Annotated in this window: 21 protein-coding genes, 1 other RNA gene and 1 riboswitch; of the genes, 10 read left to right on the forward strand and 12 right to left on the reverse strand. The window is 64.1% G+C overall.

Features of this window, described 5'->3' with window-relative positions; genetic code table 11:
• Nucleotides 1–19 precede the first annotated feature (19 nt).
• The 3 genes from ssrS to HF916_RS32105 form a co-directional block, all read right to left on the reverse strand.
• Nucleotides 20–201, reverse strand: a non-coding RNA gene (gene ssrS / locus HF916_RS32095) — 6S RNA.
• A 133-nt stretch (nt 202–334) separates the two neighbouring features.
• Complete coding sequence (locus HF916_RS32100) at nt 335–649, reverse strand: cell division protein ZapA (protein WP_168792881.1); 315 nt, start codon at nt 647–649, stop codon at nt 335–337.
• On the reverse strand, nt 646–1002 hold the full coding sequence (locus tag HF916_RS32105) for an ATPase (RefSeq protein WP_168792882.1): 357 nt from the start codon (nt 1000–1002) through the stop codon (nt 646–648). Before HF916_RS32105 ends, HF916_RS32100 begins: the two co-directional genes overlap by 4 nt.
• A 208-nt stretch (nt 1003–1210) precedes the next feature.
• Nucleotides 1211–1467, forward strand: a riboswitch (cobalamin riboswitch).
• Nucleotides 1468–1558: 91 nt separating this feature from the next.
• On the opposite strand from HF916_RS32105, the gene HF916_RS32110 reads away from it, so the two are divergent.
• From HF916_RS32110 to cobC, 6 genes are read left to right on the forward strand one after another with little or no spacing between them, the layout of a single operon-like run.
• On the forward strand, nt 1559–3448 hold the full coding sequence (locus tag HF916_RS32110) for a TonB-dependent receptor domain-containing protein (protein ID WP_168792883.1): 1890 nt from the start codon (nt 1559–1561) through the stop codon (nt 3446–3448).
• 27 nt (nt 3449–3475) lie between these two features.
• Complete coding sequence (locus HF916_RS32115) at nt 3476–4528, forward strand: FecCD family ABC transporter permease (protein WP_168792884.1); 1053 nt, start codon at nt 3476–3478, stop codon at nt 4526–4528.
• The gene (locus HF916_RS32120) at nt 4528–5367 is read left to right on the forward strand and encodes an ABC transporter ATP-binding protein (RefSeq protein WP_168792885.1); all 840 of its coding nucleotides are present in this window, start codon (nt 4528–4530) and stop codon (nt 5365–5367) included. The genes HF916_RS32115 and HF916_RS32120 overlap by 1 nt, the downstream gene beginning before the upstream one ends.
• A 35-nt stretch (nt 5368–5402) precedes the next feature.
• Nucleotides 5403–6464 (forward strand): nicotinate-nucleotide--dimethylbenzimidazole phosphoribosyltransferase, encoded by a 1062-nt coding sequence (cobT, locus tag HF916_RS32125; RefSeq protein ID WP_168792886.1) that lies wholly within the window; start codon nt 5403–5405, stop codon nt 6462–6464.
• Between the two features lie 42 nt (nt 6465–6506).
• Nucleotides 6507–7283, forward strand: coding sequence for an adenosylcobinamide-GDP ribazoletransferase (locus tag HF916_RS32130; protein WP_168792887.1), 777 nt, complete (start codon nt 6507–6509; stop codon nt 7281–7283).
• The gene (gene cobC, locus HF916_RS32135; protein ID WP_168792888.1) at nt 7268–7858 is read left to right on the forward strand and encodes an alpha-ribazole phosphatase; all 591 of its coding nucleotides are present in this window, start codon (nt 7268–7270) and stop codon (nt 7856–7858) included. The genes HF916_RS32130 and cobC overlap by 16 nt, the downstream gene beginning before the upstream one ends.
• Nucleotides 7859–7887: 29 nt before the next feature.
• Here cobC and HF916_RS32140 read toward each other — a convergent pair whose 3' ends face one another.
• From HF916_RS32140 to cobU, 4 genes are read right to left on the reverse strand one after another with little or no spacing between them, the layout of a single operon-like run.
• Nucleotides 7888–8790: a cobalamin-binding protein gene (locus tag HF916_RS32140; protein ID WP_168792889.1), complete on the reverse strand. Its 903-nt coding sequence runs from the start codon at nt 8788–8790 to the stop codon at nt 7888–7890.
• Between the two features lie 58 nt (nt 8791–8848).
• Nucleotides 8849–9910, reverse strand: coding sequence for a threonine-phosphate decarboxylase CobD (cobD, locus tag HF916_RS32145; protein ID WP_168792890.1), 1062 nt, complete (start codon nt 9908–9910; stop codon nt 8849–8851).
• Complete coding sequence (cbiB, locus tag HF916_RS32150) at nt 9903–10838, reverse strand: adenosylcobinamide-phosphate synthase CbiB (RefSeq protein WP_168795725.1); 936 nt, start codon at nt 10836–10838, stop codon at nt 9903–9905. The genes cobD and cbiB overlap by 8 nt, the downstream gene beginning before the upstream one ends.
• Nucleotides 10838–11392 (reverse strand): bifunctional adenosylcobinamide kinase/adenosylcobinamide-phosphate guanylyltransferase, encoded by a 555-nt coding sequence (gene cobU / locus HF916_RS32155; protein WP_168792891.1) that lies wholly within the window; start codon nt 11390–11392, stop codon nt 10838–10840. The genes cbiB and cobU overlap by 1 nt, the downstream gene beginning before the upstream one ends.
• 288 nt (nt 11393–11680) lie before the next feature.
• Here cobU and HF916_RS32160 point away from each other — a divergent pair, with 288 nt between their 5' ends.
• Nucleotides 11681–13141: a cobyric acid synthase gene (locus HF916_RS32160; protein ID WP_240975845.1), complete on the forward strand. Its 1461-nt coding sequence runs from the start codon at nt 11681–11683 to the stop codon at nt 13139–13141.
• Nucleotides 13142–13285: 144 nt separating this feature from the next.
• Nucleotides 13286–13702, forward strand: coding sequence for a DoxX family protein (locus tag HF916_RS32165; protein ID WP_168792893.1), 417 nt, complete (start codon nt 13286–13288; stop codon nt 13700–13702).
• Between the two features lie 89 nt (nt 13703–13791).
• On the opposite strand, the gene HF916_RS32170 is transcribed toward HF916_RS32165, so the two are convergent.
• Nucleotides 13792–14211, reverse strand: coding sequence for a PaaI family thioesterase (locus tag HF916_RS32170; RefSeq protein WP_168792894.1), 420 nt, complete (start codon nt 14209–14211; stop codon nt 13792–13794).
• 221 nt (nt 14212–14432) lie between these two features.
• On the opposite strand from HF916_RS32170, the gene HF916_RS32175 reads away from it, so the two are divergent.
• Nucleotides 14433–15071 (forward strand): ParA family protein, encoded by a 639-nt coding sequence (locus HF916_RS32175; RefSeq protein ID WP_168792895.1) that lies wholly within the window; start codon nt 14433–14435, stop codon nt 15069–15071.
• Nucleotides 15072–15270: 199 nt separating this feature from the next.
• Here HF916_RS32175 and panD read toward each other — a convergent pair whose 3' ends face one another.
• The 4 genes from panD to HF916_RS32195 form a co-directional block, all read right to left on the reverse strand.
• Nucleotides 15271–15657, reverse strand: coding sequence for an aspartate 1-decarboxylase (gene panD / locus HF916_RS32180; protein ID WP_168792896.1), 387 nt, complete (start codon nt 15655–15657; stop codon nt 15271–15273).
• Nucleotides 15658–15707: 50 nt separating this feature from the next.
• A complete protein-coding gene (gene panC / locus HF916_RS32185; protein ID WP_168792897.1) occupies nt 15708–16541 on the reverse strand; it encodes a pantoate--beta-alanine ligase in 834 nt (277 codons plus the stop codon).
• 186 nt (nt 16542–16727) lie between these two features.
• Nucleotides 16728–17603, reverse strand: coding sequence for a segregation and condensation protein A (locus HF916_RS32190; protein ID WP_168792898.1), 876 nt, complete (start codon nt 17601–17603; stop codon nt 16728–16730).
• A 4-nt stretch (nt 17604–17607) separates the two neighbouring features.
• Nucleotides 17608–17793, reverse strand: coding sequence for a DUF3460 family protein (locus HF916_RS32195; protein ID WP_168792899.1), 186 nt, complete (start codon nt 17791–17793; stop codon nt 17608–17610).
• Nucleotides 17794–18132: 339 nt separating this feature from the next.
• On the opposite strand from HF916_RS32195, the gene HF916_RS32200 reads away from it, so the two are divergent.
• Entirely contained in the window at nt 18133–19968 is a 1836-nt protein-coding gene (locus HF916_RS32200) for an autotransporter assembly complex protein TamA (RefSeq protein ID WP_168792900.1), read from the forward strand.
• Nucleotides 19969–19971: the final 3 nt, after the last annotated feature.

Here is a 19971-nt window from a genome sequence, read left to right on the forward strand (position 1 = left end):
GTCCGATGCCGTTCTAAATAAGGTCCCCGCCTTAGCCGCTAGGCCGGCATCCTGAACCGGGGGTTCAGAATTGGTCGCAGTTAGCAACACTTCGGGTACATCAGACAGAGTGACGCGCACACCCGTGCTACAAATTTCCGCAACCGTGCACATGGCATTGGTTCAAGGAATATATGACCTTGGCGAACCAGGCAGGGAAGCTAAACCGATGAAGCTGAATTACGAACTACCGATTGAACTCAAACGTTTGCTGAATCTTGCACGCCTTGTGCTCACGCACTCCGTTTGAATCCGCCGCCGATCTCAGGACCGGCAGCACGATAACACACGAGACTCACTGCATGCTGTACTGCTCAATCACAGTACCTAGTTGTTCGTTCATTTGATGCATTGTACGCCGGATTTCCTCAGCGGGAAATGCTTCTCCGTGTCTCACGCTCGATTGCAGCCTAAGCAGTTCCGATGCCAGCGACAGTGCAGCCATGACAGCAATGCGATCCGTGCCGCGCACGTTGCTGTTGTTGCGGATCTTCGACATTTCGGCGTCGACCCGTGCGACCGTTTCGAGCAGCGCCGCTTCCGTTTCCGGCGAGCAGGCAAGGCGATAAGGCACGCCGAGAATCGAGACTTCGATCTGCTTGGTGGTCATGCATTTTCTCCGTGGCGGGTTACGTCGCTCTCGGCTTCGACTACTTGCTGAGCGGGCTCGAGCAGATCGAGCTGGTTGTCCGGCTCATTGTGCGCGCGAGCACGCGGCAGCTTCTCGAGGATCGCATTCAGGCGCACTTGTGCGTCGTCGATCTTCGCCGATAGCGCGTCGCGTTCCGCCTGCAGCGCATTACGTTCCTCGCGCAGCATTGCAAGTTCCGTGCGCGTGGCTTCGACATCGGCGCGCGATTGGGCGAGTTGCTCTTCGAGCGCGAGTCGCGCTTCATGGTGGCGCTGGCTGATCGCGATCAGCTTGCCGATATTTTGTGAAAGTGTTTCGAGTTCGGTGAGCATCTGCTGCGTCCTCTAAAGACATCGCATTTTAGCGCGGAATGTCGCAGGTTCCGACAATTGTCTCGTTTCGAGACGTAACAACATCGCTTTGTGCAGGCTTTTTATCGACCATATGATGAAAAAGTACTCACGCGTCGGACAATAACCTGCACTTAACAGAACACATGGCCTGCGGCCTTACCATTCTTGACGGACTCCGAGGCCGCTCCTAAACTGCCCGCACTCTGGTGCCCGCGTGCGCTTTTCAACGGCGCACGCAGTTAAACGGGAAGCACGGCGCGCGGTTCACCTGAACGCGCCAACCTGCGCTGCCCCCGCAACGGTAAGCGACCGCATTCGTCATGCAAGTCGATCCTGATCGCGTGTTGGAAGTTCAACTCGCGAGTGTGCCACTGCGCGTCACGCGTGGGAAGGCGGGATCGATGTGTCGCCAGCCCGGATACCGGCCAGAGGGAGAGGCACGTCACGCGTGACAATGTTAAATACGCGGGCGCCTCGTTACGCATCGGCCTGCGGGGAAGCGGGCCGCGCACGCTATCCACAGGACTTTCATCCCATGCTGTCCCCCATCGCCCGCGCGGCGCTGCTCGCTTTCGCGAGCCTGCCGATCGTCGTGCACGCGCAAGCTGCGTCTTCATCTTCTTCGTCTGCGTCGGCGGATTCTTCGACTGCGGTGTCTTCTCTGACGGTGCTGTCGCCCGTTGTGGTGACCGCGGATCGCGCGCCGCAAGCACTCGTCGATACGATCCCGCAGACGTCCCTGTTCGATCAGCAGGATATCGCCGACACCACCGCGACCGATTTGCCCGGCCTGCTGCAACTCGCGCCCGGCGCGCAAATCTCGCGCACAGGTGGCCCCGGTTCGACGACGAGCCTCTACTTGCGCGGCGCGTCGTCGACGCAATCGCTGCTGCTGATCGACGGCGTGCGGGTCGATTCGGTGAGCCTCGGTGCGCCGCAACTCGCGCAGATTCCACTCGACCAGATCGATCACGTCGAGGTGGTGAACGGCAACGTGTCGGCGTTATACGGCTCGGGCGCGATCGGCGGCGTGGTGCAGGTGTTCACGAAAGTCGGCGGCGACCACCCGCCGCGTTTCAATTTTTCGCTCGGCTATGGCAGCTATCACACGCAGACGCAGCAGGCGGGCGTGAACGGCGCATTGGATAAAGACGGCAACACGACCTTCAGCATTTCGCTCGCGCGTTCGAAGGACGATGGCTTCTCGTCGCTCAATCCGCGCGAGGCACCCAACGCCAATCCGAATGCGAACGGCTATCTGAACGAGAGCATCTCCGCTTCGCTGCGCCACAAGTTCAACGAGAGATGGGACGCCGGCGTCAGCTACTTCCAGTCGAACGGCAACAACAGCTACGACAATGCGTACGGCCTGCCAACCGATCTGAACAACCTGTATAGCAAGGTGCGCCAGGTCTCGGTGTTCGCGAACGGCAACCTGACCGACTGGTGGACCACGCACTTCATCGTCGCGGAGGGCGACGACCGCAGCGTGTCGAACACCAACGGCGTGTACAACGGCCGCTTCGATACCGACAATCGCCAGTACACATGGCAGAACGATTTCGCGTTGGCCGCGCAGCAGAAGCTGCAGGTCGGCTACGAACATCTCGACCAGAGCCTCGACTCGGACACGTTCGCGGCGCCGGACCGTCATGTGGATTCGGGCTTCGTCGGCTACACGGGGCGCTTTGGACGCAACCAGATTCAGGCCAACGTGCGGCGCGATCAGTATTCCGATTTCGGCGGAGCGAACAGTTACTATCTCGGCTACGGCTTCGACATCACCGGCCATTGGAAGGTGACCGCAAGCTATTCGGATTCGTTTCGCGCGCCGAGCTTGGACGATTTGTACTATCCGTTCAGCGGCAATCCGGCGATCCAGCCGGAGCGCAGCCATTCGATCGAAGCCGCGTTGCAGTACGCATCGAATGCGCTCGGCGTGATGCGCCTCTCCGCATTCCAGACGCGCTATTCGAATCTGATTGACTATGAGCAGGTGACGCCCGGCATCTATCTGGCCGAGAACGTCGGCCATGCGAAGGTGCAGGGACTCGAAGGGTCGTGGAGCGGGCATGTCGGCAAGACGGACGTGCGCGCGTCGGTGACGCTGCAAAATCCCGTCGACCTCGACAACGATGCCGACCTCGTGCGGCGTGCGCGGCGCTTCGGCTCGTTGGCGGTGAACCGCAGCATCGACGGCTGGCGCGTCGGCGGCGAGTGGATCGTGAGCGGTGCTCGCGACGATAGCAGCGGCAAGCTGGGCGGCTATGGCGTGGTGAATCTGTCGGCGCGCTACAACATCACGAAAGCATGGTACGTGGCCGCGCAAATCCAGAATCTGTTGGACAAGGACTATGAAACGGCCTACTCGTACAACTCGCCGCGGCGCGGTGCATATCTCACGGTTGGTTGGCAGCAGCAGTGATGGGTACGCCTCGTTGAGCGCATACGGATGAATCGCCACCCGAGTTCGATGCCCGCGACATTGCGCGTGATGAGCGCGAAACGCGCGGCCGCGATCTGGCTCGCGCTCGCCGTGATCGCGGTGGCGGTGCTGATGGCGTCGCTCGCGTTGGGCAGCGTATCGCTTGCGCCGATGCGCGTGCTGGCGGCGCTGGTGCCGTCGCATGCGCCATCTGTCGGCTCCGCCGATCTGACTGCGGAAATCGTTCGCACGCTGCGTTTGCCGCGCGCGGTGGCGGGCTTCGCCTGCGGCGCGTTGCTCGCATTGGCCGGCGCGTTGCTGCAAGTGCTGTTGCGCAATCCGCTTGCTGAGCCCTACGTATTGGGCGTATCGGGCGGCGCGGCGACCTTCGCGCTGGTCGCGATGATCGCCGGTTGCGCATGGTGGATCGTCGACGCGAGCGCGTTCGCCGGCGCGTTCGTGTCGATCCTGCTGGTGCTCGGCCTCGCGCGCCGAGAGTTGTGGCGCGGCGAACCGCAGGACACGTCGCCGCGTTTGCTGCTGACTGGCGCGGTGATCGCGGCGGGCTGGGGCGCGCTCATTACTTTGCTGCTCAACCTCGCGCCGGACAACCGCTTGCGCGGCATGCTGTTCTGGCTGACGGGCGACCTCAACGGCGGCGCGATGCCGTGGACGGCGCTCGCCGCGCTCGTCATCGTGCTGGTTGCGATCGTGCCCGCCGCGCCGCGTCTAAATGTGCTGCTGCGTGGCGACGCCGCCGCGCAAGCGCTAGGCGTCGCGGTGATGCCGCTGCGTTTGCGGGTGTATCTGGTGGCCTCGCTGGCGGCGGCCGCAGCCGTGACGACGGCGGGCACCATCGGCTTCGTCGGACTGGTCGTGCCGCACATGCTGCGGCTCGCGTTCGGCAACGATCAGCGCATGCTGCTGCCGGCCGCCGCGCTCGGCGGCGGCGTCGCGGTGATGGGCGCGGACCTGATCGCGCGCACCGTGATCGCGCCGGCGCAGTTGCCGGTCGGCGTGATCACGTCGATCATCGGCGTGCCGGTGTTTCTGTGGATGCTGTTGCACAGGCGCCGATGATGCAAACCCGTCACGCTCCCGGTGAATCCGTCCTCAGCGCGCAACGTTTGACCTTGCGTGTGGGCGCGCGCACTTTGCTCGACGCCTTCACGCATACCTTTTACGCCGGCGAGATCTGGTGCATCGCCGGCCCGAACGGCGCGGGCAAGACGACTTTGCTCTCCACGCTCGCGGGTTTGCTGCAACCGTCGGCGGGACATGTCGAACTCGATGGCATACGCCTCGCCAACTGGCCGCCATTGCCGCTTGCGCAGCGCCGCGCGCTGATGCCGCAAAGCGCGCCCGACGCATTCAGCGCGAGCGTACTCGATATCGTGATGCTGAACCGCTTCCCGCATCTCACCGGGTGGGGCTGGGAGCGCGAAGCCGATCGCGAAGCGGCGCACGTGGCGCTGGATCTGTTGGGACTCGCCGCATTCGCCGCGCGCGATGTGCTGTCGCTTTCCGGCGGCGAGCGGCAACGCGTGGCGCTGGCGGCGGTGCTGTGCCAGGACGCGCCGTTGCTGTTGCTCGACGAACCGTTGTCGCATCTCGATCTGCATCATCAGATCGACTGCCTCGAAGCGTTGGCCGCGTGGACGCGCGAGCCTCGGCGTACAGTGATGTTTTCGTGCCACGACCTAAACCTCGCACGCCGTTTCGCGACGCATGCGCTGCTGCTCGACGGCGCGGGCGGCGCGTATGCCGGACCGGTGCACGACGTGTTGACGCCCACGCTGGCGAGCCGTGCATTCGGCTATCCGTTGATTCTGATTCGCGACGGCGAACACGAGGCGCTGATTCCCGCGCCGCGCACGCGTCACGAATCGCCCGCCGGCCATGACGCGCCGGCAAGCTGATCGCTTCATTCCAACACTCTCTTTCAGACACGCTCATGACTTCATTGCCACGTTTGCCCGGACTGCCCGAAGTCGAACCGCTCGATCAAACGCTGCGTGCCGAGCTGCAGCACATCATCGATACCAAGACGAAGCCGCCCGGCAGTCTCGGCCGGCTCGAAACGCTCGCGCGTCAGATGGGCCTGATTCAGCGCACGACGCACCCCACCGTGACGCGCCCGGCGATGATCGTGTTCGCCGGCGACCACGGCGTTGCCGAGGAAGGCGTGAGCCCTTATCCGCAAGCGGTGACCGCGCAGATGGTCGCCAACTTCCTCGCGGGCGGCGCGGCGATCAATGCATTGAGCCGCGTCTCGGGCATCGAGCTCGAAGTCGTCAACGCGGGCATTGCGACGCCGTTGCCATCCACCGCAGGACTCGTCGACATTCCGATCGCGGCCGGCACCCGCAACTTCGCGCGCGAACCGGCCATGAGCCGCGACCAGGCGCTCGCCGCGATGCAGGCGGGCGCGGCGCGCGTGCGGCATCACGCGGCGCTCGGCACCAATGTGATCGGCTTCGGCGAGATGGGGATTGCCAACACCTCGGCGGCCGCGTGTCTGATGAGCCGGTTGTGCGGCGTGCCGATCGACGAATGCGTCGGCCGCGGCACGGGTCTCGACAACGCGGGGCTTGCGAGGAAGCGCAACGTGCTGGCGTCGGCGCTCGCGCGTCACCCTGTGTCCAACGATCCGCTCGACGTGCTCGCCACCTTCGGCGGTTTCGAGATCGCGATGATGGCGGGCGCGTATCTCGCGGCCGCCGAGGCGCGCATGACGATTCTGGTCGACGGCTTCATCGGGACCTCGGCGTTGCTGATTGCCGACGCCTTCGCGCCGAGCGTGCGCGAGTACTGCGTGTTCGCGCATGCGTCGAACGAAGCGGGGCATCGGCGCATGCTGGATCATTTCGGCGCGCTGCCGTTGCTGTCGCTCGACATGCGTCTCGGCGAAGGCACCGGCGCGGCGCTCGCGGTGCCGCTGTTGCGCGCGGCAACGGCGTTCATCAACGAAATGGCGAGCTTCGAATCGGCCGGCGTCGCGAATCGCGATGCGTGATCCGCTCGATCCTTCAGACAGAAACGCACGCTCGGCACGCTCATGAACCCGCTCGCGGAACTGCGCTATTTCTTCACGGCGCTCGGCTATTTCACGCGCGTGCCCGTGCCGCGTTGGGTCGGCTATGAGCCGCATTATCTGAACGCGGCGGCGCGTTATTTTCCGCTCGTCGGCGTATTGGTCGGCGGATTGAGCGCACTGGTCTATCTTGCCGCGCTGCGTGTATTCCCGGCGGGCGTGGCAGTGCTGTTGTCGATGGCCGCGTCGCTGCTCGTGACCGGCGCGTTTCACGAAGACGGTCTGGCTGATTGCATCGATGCGTTCGGTGGCGCCTATACGCGCGAAGATGTATTGCGAATCATGCATGACTCGCGCATCGGTGCTTTCGGCGCCATTGCGCTCGTCATAGCGCTTGCATTGAAGTGGCAAACGCTCGCCGCATTGCCGCCGATGCGCGCCGCAAGTCTGATGATTGCCGCGCACGCGGCGAGCCGTACGTGTGCGATCAGCTACCTGGCCACGCTCGATTACGTGCGTGCCGAAGGCAAGGCCAAACCGGTGGCGCAGCGCCTGAGCGCCGGCGCGTTCATTTGCGCCGCGATCTTCGGCTTGCCGTGGCTGCTGTGGCCGAACTGGCTCGCTGTGCCGGACTGGCGCTTCGCGAGTTCGGTGCTCGTGGTTCTGATCGTACTTCGCGTGGCAGTGGGCCGTTATTTCGTCAGACGCATTGGCGGCTATACCGGCGACTGCCTCGGCTTCGCGCAGCAAGTTTTTGAATTGAGCATCTACCTGGTGGGGCTCGCATGGATATCGTCCTGATTCGTCATCCCGCCGTCGCGCTCGATGCGGGCGTGTGTTACGGCCACAGCGACGTGGCGCTCGCCGAAGATGCCGAGGTGTCGTCGACGACACTCTCCCTGAAGCTCGCGACCTTGCAGGTGCCCGCGCCACGCGTGCTGATGTCGAGTCCGTTGAAGCGCTGCTCGGCGCTCGCCGCCGAGTTGGCCAACGACTTCGGCTGTGTCGTCAGTCACGACGACCGGCTGATGGAAATGAACTTCGGCGATTGGGAAGCGCAACGCTGGGACGCCATCGATCGCGAATTGCTCGACGACTGGGCGGCCAACTTCGAACACGCGCGTGCGCATGGCGGCGAAAGCGTCGCGCAGTTCGTCGCGCGGGTGCGTGCATGGCTCGACGCATTCGCCCTCACGCGCGAGTTGTCGCCGGCTTATGTGGTCACGCATGCGGGCGTGATGCGGGCGATTGCGTCGATCGTGCTGGATGTACCGCTGGAACGTTGTTTGCGATGGTCGCTCGATACGACCGGGATCGTCTGGTTGCGCAGAAACGATGAAACGCAGCAGTGGGTGTTGGTGCGGTGGAATGCGTGAGGTGTGGCGTGCGGCTCATCTTGCGCGGCTTATTGCGCGCCTGGCTTCCTGTGTGAGCGCGCCACTTCAAGGTCCTCGCACATTTGCTTCGCGCCTTGCGCAATGCGAGGCGCCGGGCGGTTGATCAGATCGCCGTCGATAGCAAAGAGATTGTTGTTTGCCACAGCGGTCAGGCTCGGCCATGCGCGCCATGCACCGAGTTGCGGCAAGGTGGTGTCCGGTTTGGTCGCGCCCGGCGCCGCCGTGACGATCGCTTCCGGATTCGCGGCGAGCACGGCTTCGGTCGAAACCGTCGGCACCAGCGGCTCGAGTTTGGCGAATACGTTGCGGCCACCGCACAGCGCGATGACGTCGCTGACCATGTGCTCGCCGTTGAGCGTCATCAACGGTTGATCCCACACCTGATAGAACACGCTGACGGGCGGACGGCTCGCATACTGGTTGCGTAGCTTCGCGATGTCCTGACGGTAGGCGGCCGCAGCCGCATCCGCCGTCGATGACGTGCCGAGCAATTGTCCGAGCTTCGTCAGCGACACGGCCACGTCGTCGAGATGATGCGGCTCGCTGAAGAACAACGGAATGTGCATCTCGCGCAGGCGATCGAGCTGACGCTGCGCATTGCCATGCCGCCACACCACGATCAGATCGGGCTTGAGCGCGACGATGCGCTCGAGATCGAGCGCCTTGTTATCGCCGACGCGCGGCAACTGTTTCGCCTCGGGCGGATAGTCGCTGTACGACACGGCGCCGACCACTTTCGCGCCGCCACCCGCGGCATACAGCAATTCGGTGACGTGCGGCGCGAGGCTGATGACACGTTGCGCGGGGGCGGGCAACGTGACGATTGCGCCGGTATCGTCAATGACGGAGATGGCGGCATGAGCGTGCAGGGCGTTGATGAAGAGTGCGGAGGCGAGGGCGAGTCGGTTCATCGGGCGAGGCTGCGGGGCGCGGAGTTATTGTGGGAGTGAGGGTTTCGTCTTCGTTGAATCAGCCCGCTCGCGTGGGATCGATTTCTCGTACGGCTTCGCGCAAGCTCTCTTCGAAACGTGCCCATTCGGCTTCGCTCGCGGGCAAGCCGAATCGAACGCTCCCCGGCGATGTGAATAGACGCGTCCACACGCCACGTCGTGCGAGGGCTTCGTGCAAAGCGGCGGCGCGTGGGTCGTCGGTCCACGCGAAGAGCGGCGTGCTGCGTGTGTTGAAGCCTTGAGCATGCAACAGACCGACCAGCCGCGCGCTTTCGGCTTCGAGTCGTGTGCGCATATTCCGTTGCCAGGCCTCGTCGGCGAATGCGGCTTTGACGGCGTGGCGGCCTGGACCACTGACCGTCCACGCGCCGAGCGTGACGCGCAAACTGTGAAGCAAAGCAGGCACGCCGAGTACGAACCCCGCGCGCACGCCGGCGAGGCCGAAGAATTTCCCCGGCGAGCGCAACACGATCAAGCCTTCGCGATGCGTGCTCGCCGCGAGCGACGCCGACGGCATCGTATCGGCGAAGGCTTCATCGACCAGCAGCGTGCCGCCGCGCGCGCTCAACTGCGCCTGCCAGTGCAGCAGCCTGGCGGCGCTCAGATGCGCGGCGGTCGGATTGTTCGGATTCACGACGACCACATGCATGAGCGCTTCGGGCAATGTTTCCCAGGCGGCATCGAGCGGCATCACTTCATGGCCGCTGCGTTCGAATGCAGGCGCGTATTCGCTATATGTGAGTGGCGCGATGCCGACGCATGCGCGCGGCAGCAGCGCGGGAAGCGCGCGAATCGCCGCCTGGCTGCCCGCGACGGGCAGCACATGTGCCGCATCGGGCGCGCCGTAATAGCGCGCGGCGCAGGCGGCGAAATCGTCGCCGTCGTCGGGCAGGCGACGCCATGCATCGGCGGGGACCGGCGGGACCGGATAGCCGTGCGGATTGATACCCGTCGACAGATCGAGCCACTGCGCGTACGGAATGTCATACCGTCTGGCCGCTTCGTGCAGATTGCCGCCGTGCACGATCGCCTCTATCGCGGCGTGGGTTTCGTCCACGTGGCCGCTCACTGAATCAACCATGAAACGGCACGCTCAACAACGCCAGCACGATCAGCACCGCGAGCCACAGAATGACCGTGCGCTCGACCAGCATCAATGCGGCGGTCACATGGCTGGCTTTCGCGGTATGCCCGAAGCCGAGTGTCGGCCTGTGTTCCAGCGCGCCGTGATACACCGCCGGTCCGCCGATCAGCACGTTCAGACTGCCCGCGCCAGAAGCCATCACCGGCCCGGCGTTCGGGCTGTCCCACCGTGGCGCCTGCTCGCGCCAGCAGCGCCACGCGGTGCGCGTGTCGCCGAGGAGTGCATAGCTGGCGGCGGTCAGACGTGCGGGAATCCAGTTGAGCACGTCGTCGATACGCGCGGCGGCCCAGCCGTAGCGCAAATAGCGTGGCGTGCGATAACCCCACATTGCGTCGAGTGTGTTGGCGAGGCGGAACGCGAGCGCGCCCGGACCGCCCGCGATGGCGAACCAGAACAGCGCGCCGAAGATCGCGTCGTTGCCGTTTTCGAGCGCTGACTCGACGGCGGCGCGCGATAACGCACCTTCGTCGGCATCCGCAGTTTCGCGCGAGACGATGCGTGCGGTCAGCAAACGCGCTTGCGGAAGATCGCGCTGCGCCAACGCCAGCGCGATCGGCGCGATGTGCTCGTGCAGACTGCGCGCGCCGAGCGCGAACCACAGCAGCAGCACATGCACCACGCAGGCCGCGTAAAACGGCAGCACGGCGACCAGACACCATGCGATCAGCACCGGCGGCATGACGGCCAGCGACCACGCCAGCAGACCTTTGAGCCGCAAGCGCCGGCCGGTGTTGTAGCGCGTTTCGAGACGCATCGCCCATTTGCCGAAGCCCACCAGCGGATGCGCCGCGCGCGGCTCGCCGAACCATCGGTCGACGACGACGCCCGCAGCGGTCAGCGTCACGAGAAGCGGGAGCGAGAGCATCACACGTGGCTCGCGGTTTTCAGCGCGAGCGGCAAACCGGCGACCATCATCGTGGACTCGGTGCTCAATGCGGCGATACGCTGATTGAGTCGGCCGAGTTCATCGACGTAAAGACGCGTGGCCGCGCCGAGCGGCACCACGCCCAGGCCGATTTCGTTGCTGACCACGAGGAGCTTGCCTTTGGCGTTGACGAGCGCCGCTTCGAGCGCGGCGACGTGCGCGTGATAGCGATCGAGCGGCAGAGCGTCGCCTTCCGGCGGACACAGCAGATTGGCGAGCCACAGCGTCAAGCAATCGATCAGGATGCAGTGGCCGGACGCGTCGTTTTGCGTCACGGCGCCGGCGAGATCGACGCCCGCTTCGAACAGTTGCCAATGCGCCGGACGCCGTTCGCGATGATGCGCGATGCGCGCGCGGAATTCGACGTCATCCGTCACGCGCGCGGTGGCGATGTAGGTGACGGGCAGGGCGCTGTCGGCGGCAAGCTGTTCGGCGTGCACGCTCTTGCCCGAACGGGCGCCGCCGAGTATGAAGGTAAGGTCGCGGGGAGTCATCGCGTGATTGTACCGGCGTGCAGCGTGGCCCGGCGCGATGGGATAATGCCGCGTTTGACGGGCTCGGCGCGAACGACGCGAACGACGCGGACGACGCGAACGACGCGAAACGAGTTCCATGCGTTAGCCGCGTTCCACACACCGCACACACCGTCGCTGCGTCAACGCGGCGTTGCCGCTTGCTTCACTGATTAACCTGATTGATTCACTGTTCACTGCCAAGCCCGAGATTCCGTGACCACCACTTCGACCCCGCCTGACGCCGTACCCGTGCCACGCGGCACGCTGATGATTCAGGGCACCACGTCCGATGCCGGCAAGAGCACGCTGGTCGCCGGTTTGTGCCGCCTCGCGCGCCGCGCCGGGGTGCGGGTCGCGCCGTTCAAGCCGCAAAACATGGCGCTCAACAGCGCGGTGACAGTGGATGGCGGCGAGATTGGCCGCGCTCAGGCTTTGCAGGCGATCGCCGCCGGCATTGCCGCGCACACGGATCTGAATCCGGTGCTGCTCAAGCCGACCAGCGACCGCGGCGCGCAAGTGATCATCCACGGCAAGGCGCGCATGAATCTCGACGCGCGGGCGTATCACGACTACAAGCCCGTCGCGTTCGAAGCGGTGCTGGAATCGTATGCGCGTCTGCAGGCGGCGTACGAGACGATTTTCGTTGAAGGCGCGGGCAGCCCCGCCGAAATTAATCTGCGCGATCGCGATATCGCCAACATGGGTTTCGCGGAAGCGGTCGATTGTCCGGTCGTGCTGGTGGCCGATATCGACCGCGGCGGCGTGTTCGCCCATTTGACGGGCACGCTCGCGTGTTTGTCGGAGAGCGAGCAGGCGCGGGTGCGCGGTTTCATCATCAACCGCTTTCGCGGCGACGTCAGTTTGCTGAAGCCCGGCTTGGACTGGCTCGAAGCGAAGACCGGCAAGCCGGTGCTCGGCGTCGTTCCCTATCTGCACGGCCTGACGCTCGACGCCGAAGATATGCTGCCGCCCGAATTGCGCGCGGCGCACAGCGGCGGCGCGGGGCGCATGTTGCGGGTGGTCGTGCCGGTGCTGCCGCACATCAGCAATCACACGGATTTCGACGCGCTGCGCGCGCATCCGCAGGTCGATTTTCACTACGTGCGCAGCGGCACACCACCGCCCCCGGCTGATCTGATCATTTTGCCGGGCTCGAAGAACGTGCCCGGCGACCTGGCGTTTTTGCGCGCGCAAGGCTGGGACGCGGTGCTGCAAAAGCATTTGCGTTATGGCGGCCGCGTGATCGGCATTTGCGGCGGCATGCAGATGCTCGGGCGCGAAGTGGCCGATCCGCATGGCGTGGAGGGCGCGCCGGGGACGTCGGCGGGACTGGGCTGGCTCGATTACTCGACGGTGCTCACGCGCGACAAGACGCTCAAGAATGTCACCGGACACCTCGCGTTGCCGGGCGCGCCCGAAGTGGCCGGCTACGAGATCCATATGGGCGAGACGCGCGGCCCGGCGCTCGACACGCCCGCGCTGCGCCTGGGCGATGCCCAGGCGGCGCATCCCGATGGCGCGATTTCCGCCGACGGCCAGATTCTCGCGACTTACGTCCACGGGTTGTTTGACACACCGGCCGCGTGCGCCGCGTTGCTCGCTTGGGCGGGTTTGAGCGATGCCGAGGAAATCGACTATCCGGCGTTGCGCGAAGCGTCGCTGGAACGGCTCGCGGATACGCTGGCGGAGCATCTCGATCTGCCGAAATTGTTTGCGGCGATTGGGTGATCCGGCGCCAAGCGTGCGGCGGGCGATTAAATCCTGTTGAGAAATAATCAAAGCCTGTAAGGCGGTTTTTCACCTCATAGGGTTCGAATAGAGTTCCGATATCGACGGCCGCTTCCGGGCTGTCCCTCTCTCAAGGATCTCGTCATGAACTCGAACCGCTCCGCCGATCTGGCCGCTCTACTTCTTCGCGTCGCCTTGGGCGTGCTGTATCTCGCTCACAGTCTGCAGAAGATCTTCGTCTTCACGCTGCCCGGCACGGCGCAGTTCTTCGTTTCGCTCGGCTTGCCGGGTTGGCTCGGCTATGTGACGGCGTTCGTCGAACTGTTCGGCGGCATCGCGCTGCTGCTCGGCGTGCAGGTCCGCTGGGTCGCACTGGTGCTGCTGCCGTTCATGCTCGGCGCGATGTCGCAGCATCTGCATAACGGTTGGGGTTTTGCGTCGCCGAACGGCGGCTGGGAATATCCGGCGTTCTGGGCGGTGACGTTAGTGGTGCAGTCGCTGCTCGGCGGCGGGGCGCTGGCGTTCCGTGGGGCGAGGGCGCCTCGGGCGGTGGCTGCCTGATCGGCCTGGCCCAGTAATGAAAAGCACGCGCCCGGAAGGCCGCGTGCTTTTTTCATGGCGCCGCACTGCGTGGCGCCACGTTCATGCAATCAATACAACACCATCTGCGTACACCGAAACAGCGCCATCGTCTTGCCGTTCGGATCGGTGACCGTGGCGTCCCACACTTGCGTGCTGCGCCCAAGATGCACGCCCGTCGCGACCGCGCGGATCGTTCCCTCCGTCGCCGTGCCGAGAAAATTGCTTTTCAGCTCGATGGTCGTGAAATTGCGCGCCGTCTCCGGCAAGTGGGCGAGGCAGGCGTAGCCGCAGGCGGTGTCGGCGAGACCGATCACGGTGGCGGCATGCAAAAAGCCGTTCGGCGCGAGTAATTCCTTGCGCACGGTCAATTCCGCGGTCAGGACGCCTTCTTCCAGCGACAGCACATGCACGCCCAGCAAGCCGGGCAACGAGCCTTTCTGGCGTTCGTGGAGATGTTCGACGGTGCATTCCGGGCGGAGTTTGCTCATGAAATTCGGGTCCTCGATGGAAAAATCGGCGGGGCACCACAGCCGTTTACCCGTTTGGGGGCTTCGGCCAAAGTGCATTTGTCGATATTATCAACGGCTGGATCCAGAGGTGGGCCCGAACCCGGCACGAGTCCGGCGCGAATCCGGGCACACTTGAGCATGTCAGAGCAACTACGCGGCAAACCGGCTGGCGGCGCCCAGCCTTCTTTCCGGGAGAATTCATGACGGTGATCGTGGTGGCGAATCCGAAGGGCGGCGTGGGTAAAAGCACGCTGTCGACCAATCTGGCCGGCTATTTCGCCGCGGCCGGCGAATGGGTCGCATTGGCGGACCTGGACAAACAGCAGTCCGCGCACGCGTGGCTGTCGTTGCGGCCCGACACGCTGCCGGCCATCGAAACCTGGGAAGTCAATCAGGACGCGCCGGCCAAACCGCCCAAAGGCCTGGAGCACGCGGTCATCGACACGCCGGCCGGGCTGCACGGCAATCGTCTGAGTATCGCGCTCGACCTGGCCGACAAGGTGATCGTGCCGCTCCAGCCGTCCATGTTCGATATTCTCGCCACCCAGGAATTCCTCGAGCGGCTGGCCAAGGAGAAGGCCGTCAGGAAAGGCGCGATCGAAATCGGCGTGGTCGGCATGCGCGTCGATGCGCGCACGCGCTCGGCGGAGCAACTGCATCGTTTTGTCGAGGGGTTGAAGCTGCCGGTGCTGGGCTTTTTGCGCGACACGCAGAATTACGTGCAACTCGCGGCCCACGGGCTGACCCTGTGGGACGTCGCGAAAAGCCGTGTGGAGAAGGATCTGGAGCAGTGGCAGCCGATTATCGAATGGACTAACGGAAGCGGCAAGAAGGGATGAAGCGGCAGAGCAGGCGGCCGTGCCGCCCGCTACATGGTGATGCAGCCCACGTTGTAAATCCCTGGGCGCTTCGCGCGGGGCGCGCGCGTCAGTGGACTACCAAGGGCTCAGGTCCAGCCTAACGCCCCCACGACGTAGCCCGCCCAAAGGGACGTTCTGCGCAGCGAGCAGACGAAGGCTCAAGCGAGCTACAGGGCGTTCAGGTCCAGTTCTGCGTCGGCACGTGATCGCGGCTGCCCTTGATCTTGTTGTTGTCATCCACGAATACCAGGTCCGGCTTCCAGCCGGCCTTCAGTTCCGCCTCGTCGACTACCGCGAACGCCGCGATGATCACCAGATCGCCCAGTTGCGCGCGCCGCGCGGCCGAACCGTTCAGCGAAATCATGCCGCTGCCGCGTTCACCCTTGATCGCGTAGGTCGAGAAACGCTCGCCGTTGTTGATGTTCCAGATGTCGATCCGCTCGTTTTCGACAATATTCGCCGCGTCCAGCAAATCCTCGTCGATCGCGCACGAGCCTTCGTAGTGCAGCTCGCAGTGCGTGACCGCGACGCGGTGGATCTTCGACTTCAGCATGTTGCGTTGCATGACCAATCCTGTGTGATTTCCTGTCCGTGTCTACGTTGTCTAAGACGGCTTCAGATTTCGAGGTTGTCGATAAGACGAGTGGCGCCAAGCTTGGCGGCAGCCAGCACGACCAGTTCCGCGTTCGCGTCTTGCGGACCCGGCGGCAACAGATCCGAGCGCTTCCGCACCGCGATGTAATCCGGCTGCCAGCCGCGCGCGGCCAAAGCCGCCATCGCCGCCTGTTCGATTTTCGCGAAGTCGCGCTCGCCGGAAAGCACGGCATCGCGCACGCGATTCAGTTCAGCGGCCAGCTCCGGCGCTTCGGCGCGCTCGGTGGCCTGCAGATAGCGATTGCGCGAACTCAGCGCGAGACCGTCGGTGTCACGAATGGTTTCGGCGGCGATGATGTCCGTAGGCAGCGCGAACTGGTTGCACATGCGGCGCACGATCATCAACTGCTGGTAATCCTTCTTGCCGAACACGGCGACGCGCGGCTGCACGCACGACATCAGCTTCATCACGACCGTGCATACGCCCTGGAAGAAGCCGGGCCGGAATTCGCCTTCGAGGATATCGCCCAGATCGTGCGGCGGATGCACGCGATACTCCTGCGGCTCCGGATACAGATCCCTTTCCGTCGGCGCGAACAGCACGTAGACGTTTTCCTTCTGGAGTTTTTCGATGTCCGCTTCCATCGTGCGCGGGTATTTGTCGAAATCCTCGTTCGGACCGAACTGCAGCCGGTTGACGAAAATGCTGGCCACTACCGGATCGCCGTGCTGGCGAGCAATACGCATCAGCGACAGATGGCCTTCGTGCAGGTTGCCCATCGTCGGCACAAAGGCAGTGCGATTCTGGCCGCGCAACTGGTCGCGCAATTCATGGATCGAGCTGATGACTTTCATGATCGGACTGGGATTTCCTCGCACGGCGCGAGACAGGGTGGACGCAAAACCTTTAGGGTTGCGTGGCCCGCCGCCTCACTGGTAATGACAGGTTCGGAGCGCCGGATTGTAGTGGATTTGCGTGACTGCCGCACCCAAAAGAGGCAGCTTGTCCCGCGGAGCGGAATTGCGCCCGGTTCGAGCGCTTCAGGCGGGCAGATAGGCAAGGCGCACATAAATCGGCGCGAACGGTTCCGCCTGGGTGATTTCGACGAGCGTTTCGCGGCACAGTTCGAGCATGGCGATGAAATTCACCACCACCACCGGCACGCCCTTGCTCGTGTCGAACAGGTCGCAGAATTCGATGAAGCGCGCGTTCTGCAGCTGCCGCAGGATCGAGCTCATATGCTCGCGCACCGACAACTCTTCGCGCGAAATCTTGTGATGCTGGACCAGCTTGGCGCGCTTGATCACGTCGGCCCACGCGGCGCGCAGGTCTTCGCTGTTCACGTCCGGAAAACGCGGCGTGATGCTTTGCTCGATGTAGACCTCGGCGCGCAGGAAATCGCGCCCGAGTTGCGGCAACTGGTCGATACGCTGTGCAGCAAGCTTCATCTGCTCGTATTCGAGCAGGCGCCGCACGAGTTCGGCGCGCGGATCTTCGGCTTCGTCGCCGCTGTCGGCCTTCTTCACCGGCAGCAGCATGCGCGACTTGATCTCGATCAGCATCGCGGCCATCAGCAGATACTCGGACGCGAGTTCCAGATTGGTCTGGCGCAACTGGTCGACGTAGCCGAGGTATTGCACGGTGACGTCCGCCATCGGGATGTCGAGCACGTTGAAGTTCTGCTTGCGGATCAGGTACAGCAACAGATCCAGCGGTCCTTCGAACGTTTCGAGAAACACCTCGAGCGCGTCCGGCGGGATGTACAGGTCCGTCGGCAGCTTGAAGAGCGGCTCGCCGTACAGGCGTGCAAAAGCAATGCCGTCGACGGTGTCCGGGGTCGAATCGGTGGCGGGCGCGGCGAGCGCGGCGTCGGCGGGGGGCGGCGGCGCGCCGTGGGCCTCGTCGGCGTGACTCACGCGCTTAGAAGTTTTGATAGTACGAGTAAGGCGTCTGTTCTACACGCGAGGCTTTCTCCTCGGCGCGTTCATCCAGATCGATCGGCTGTTTGTCCCACAGCAGCGCGCGGCCGCGGCGTTGTTCGGCTTCCAGATTGGGTTTCTGTTGCTTGAGCTGGTTCAGGAACTGGGTAATGTCCGATTGATACATGGCTCGACGTCCGTGGTGTGGGAATTGGCGGCTGCCCGGCGCGCATTTGCGTTGCTCGCATTTGCGTTGCTTCGCTCGGTGCCGCTGCTATTCCATAATTTTACCGCATGCGCGGCGCGGGGTCGAAAAACGGCGGCCGAGCCGGGCGGGCGGTGCATGAAAATAGCTGGAACCCGCGTCGCGCGGTGTGCGTCAAAGGCGGGCGCGTTGGCGGCTGGCGCGCCGCGAACGCTGTTTTAGAGATCTCGCGGTGTCCCGCCGATGTGGTCAAATAGCGTGCTTCGGCCGCTGCGGCGCGCCTGAGCGACAAAATTCATTAACCACGGCCGGAGGTCCTGTTTGGCGGGGTGTGCGATCGACAAGCCGCGGCTGCGGCGCGGCAAGGCCGGTTTCGGGCCAGGGCATCGCACGTCCATACGGCACTGGCTGCGCACGTGGCTGGCATTCGGCCTCGTCATGCTGACGCTGGCAACCGGCAACGCCCATGCCGCGAAAGCGGCGGCCAGCTACAAGGTCGACATCGAAGCGACGCCGCGCTCGCTGCGCAAGCTGCTCGAAGCGCACCTGGATATCGCGCGTTTCGCCAAACGCCCCGACATCAGCGACGACCAGTTCGAGTTTCTGATCACCGCCGTGCCCCAGCAAGTGCGAGATCTGGCCTCCACGCAGGGCTATTTCACGCCGGTCGTGCGCACCGACGTGCGCACCGTCGACAATGCGAAGCGCGTCACGGTGAGCGTCGATCCCGGTCCGCAGACCGTCATCTCATCGATTTCGCTGTCGTTTCGCGGGCCGGTGCTGACCGAGGATCCGGAGCAGGAAAACACCGCGCGCTTCGCATTTTCGCTGCACGAAGGCGATCCGTTCTCGCAGGGCGATTGGGACGATGCGAAAAACGCGTCGCTCAAGGCCTTGCAGGCGCGCCGCTATCTGGGCGCGAAGATTTACCACTCGGAGGCGCGAGTCGATCCGCGCACGCACGAGGCGAAACTGTCGGTCACGTACGACAGCGGGCCGACCTTCACGATGGGCAAGCTCGACGTATCGGGCACGCGGCGCTATCCGGAACAGATCGTCGACAACGTGAACCCGATTTCGGTGGGCGATATCTACGATGTTCAGCGCATCACCGAATTGCAGCGGCAGTTGCAGAACACGCCGTACTACGCGAGCGTCGCGATCGACGTGGACAACGACCCGGCCAAGCCGGCCGACACGCCGGTGCACGTGAAGGTGTCGGAATATCCGTACAACAGCATTCGAGGCGGGGTGGGCTACTCGACGGACAACGGTCCGCTGGTCCAGGGTTCCTATTCATATCTCGACACGTTCGGCAAAGCGTGGCCGTTCACCATTCAGGGTCGCGTCGACCAGATCCAGCAATACGGGCAAATTCAGCTCGCCATGCCGCCGGGGCCGCGTGCGTGGACCAATAGCGTGCTGGCGTCCTACACCACGACCGACGTATCCGACACGCGCATTTACAGTATCCGCGGCGGTGTGCAACGGGCCCGGACCTCGCAGTTCATCGACTACAACTACTCGCTCCTGTACTACCAGGATCGGCTCGATCAGAACGCGGCGGCGCCGACCACGAGCCGCGCGCTGGTGCCGGCCTGGTCGTGGACCCGGCGCAATACCGACGACCCGTTGTTTCCGCGCAGCGGTAACCTGATTCACGTCGAGGCGGGTTTCGCGGTCAAAGGCGTGCTGACCGACCAGACCTTCATTCGCGGCTACGCGCGCGGTCAGCAGTATCTGCCGATCGGCAAGGAAGACCTCGTGCTGATTCGCGCCGAACTCGGCGGCGTGTTCACGAGCGGCCCTTCGAGCGGCATTCCGGCGTCGCTGCTGTTTCGCGCGGGTGGCTCGAATTCGGTGCGCGGCTATGGTTATCAGAGTATCGGTAACAGCGTCGATGGTTCGGTGCTGCCCACCAAGTATCTCGTCACAGGCTCGGCCGAGTACCAGCATTGGTTCAGTCACGACTGGGGCGCGGCCGCGTTCTTCGACGTCGGCACCGCCACCGACACATGGGGCGAAAAAGTTTTTTATCCCGGCGTCGGCGTCGGGGCGCGCTGGCGCAGCCCGGTCGGCCCGGTCAACGTCGATGTCGCCTACGGAATTCGCAACAAGAGCGTGCGGCCGTATCTGACGCTGGGCATCGCTTTCTGATGA

The organism is Paraburkholderia aromaticivorans, from assembly GCF_012689525.1.
Classification (GTDB): domain Bacteria; phylum Pseudomonadota; class Gammaproteobacteria; order Burkholderiales; family Burkholderiaceae; genus Paraburkholderia; species Paraburkholderia aromaticivorans_A.

Coding starts and splice junctions, on each gene's coding strand:
- HF916_RS32100 (WP_168792881.1), bottom strand. CDS start 649: ATGACCACCAAGCAGATCGAAGTCTCGATTCTCGGCGTGCCTTATCGC.
- HF916_RS32165 (WP_168792893.1), top strand. CDS start 13,286: ATGAACTCGAACCGCTCCGCCGATCTGGCCGCTCTACTTCTTCGCGTC.
- HF916_RS32175 (WP_168792895.1), top strand. CDS start 14,433: ATGACGGTGATCGTGGTGGCGAATCCGAAGGGCGGCGTGGGTAAAAGC.
- cobU (WP_168792891.1), bottom strand. CDS start 11,392: ATGACTCCCCGCGACCTTACCTTCATACTCGGCGGCGCCCGTTCGGGC.
- HF916_RS32115 (WP_168792884.1), top strand. CDS start 3,476: ATGAATCGCCACCCGAGTTCGATGCCCGCGACATTGCGCGTGATGAGC.
- cobC (WP_168792888.1), top strand. CDS start 7,268: ATGGATATCGTCCTGATTCGTCATCCCGCCGTCGCGCTCGATGCGGGC.
- panC (WP_168792897.1), bottom strand. CDS start 16,541: ATGAAAGTCATCAGCTCGATCCATGAATTGCGCGACCAGTTGCGCGGC.
- cobT (WP_168792886.1), top strand. CDS start 5,403: ATGACTTCATTGCCACGTTTGCCCGGACTGCCCGAAGTCGAACCGCTC.
- HF916_RS32110 (WP_168792883.1), top strand. CDS start 1,559: ATGCTGTCCCCCATCGCCCGCGCGGCGCTGCTCGCTTTCGCGAGCCTG.
- HF916_RS32105 (WP_168792882.1), bottom strand. CDS start 1,002: ATGCTCACCGAACTCGAAACACTTTCACAAAATATCGGCAAGCTGATC.
- panD (WP_168792896.1), bottom strand. CDS start 15,657: ATGCAACGCAACATGCTGAAGTCGAAGATCCACCGCGTCGCGGTCACG.
- HF916_RS32160 (WP_240975845.1), top strand. CDS start 11,681: ATGATTCAGGGCACCACGTCCGATGCCGGCAAGAGCACGCTGGTCGCC.
- cbiB (WP_168795725.1), bottom strand. CDS start 10,838: ATGCTCTCGCTCCCGCTTCTCGTGACGCTGACCGCTGCGGGCGTCGTC.
- HF916_RS32120 (WP_168792885.1), top strand. CDS start 4,528: ATGCAAACCCGTCACGCTCCCGGTGAATCCGTCCTCAGCGCGCAACGT.
- HF916_RS32195 (WP_168792899.1), bottom strand. CDS start 17,793: ATGTATCAATCGGACATTACCCAGTTCCTGAACCAGCTCAAGCAACAG.
- cobD (WP_168792890.1), bottom strand. CDS start 9,910: ATGGTTGATTCAGTGAGCGGCCACGTGGACGAAACCCACGCCGCGATA.
- HF916_RS32130 (WP_168792887.1), top strand. CDS start 6,507: ATGAACCCGCTCGCGGAACTGCGCTATTTCTTCACGGCGCTCGGCTAT.
- HF916_RS32140 (WP_168792889.1), bottom strand. CDS start 8,790: ATGAACCGACTCGCCCTCGCCTCCGCACTCTTCATCAACGCCCTGCAC.
- HF916_RS32170 (WP_168792894.1), bottom strand. CDS start 14,211: ATGAGCAAACTCCGCCCGGAATGCACCGTCGAACATCTCCACGAACGC.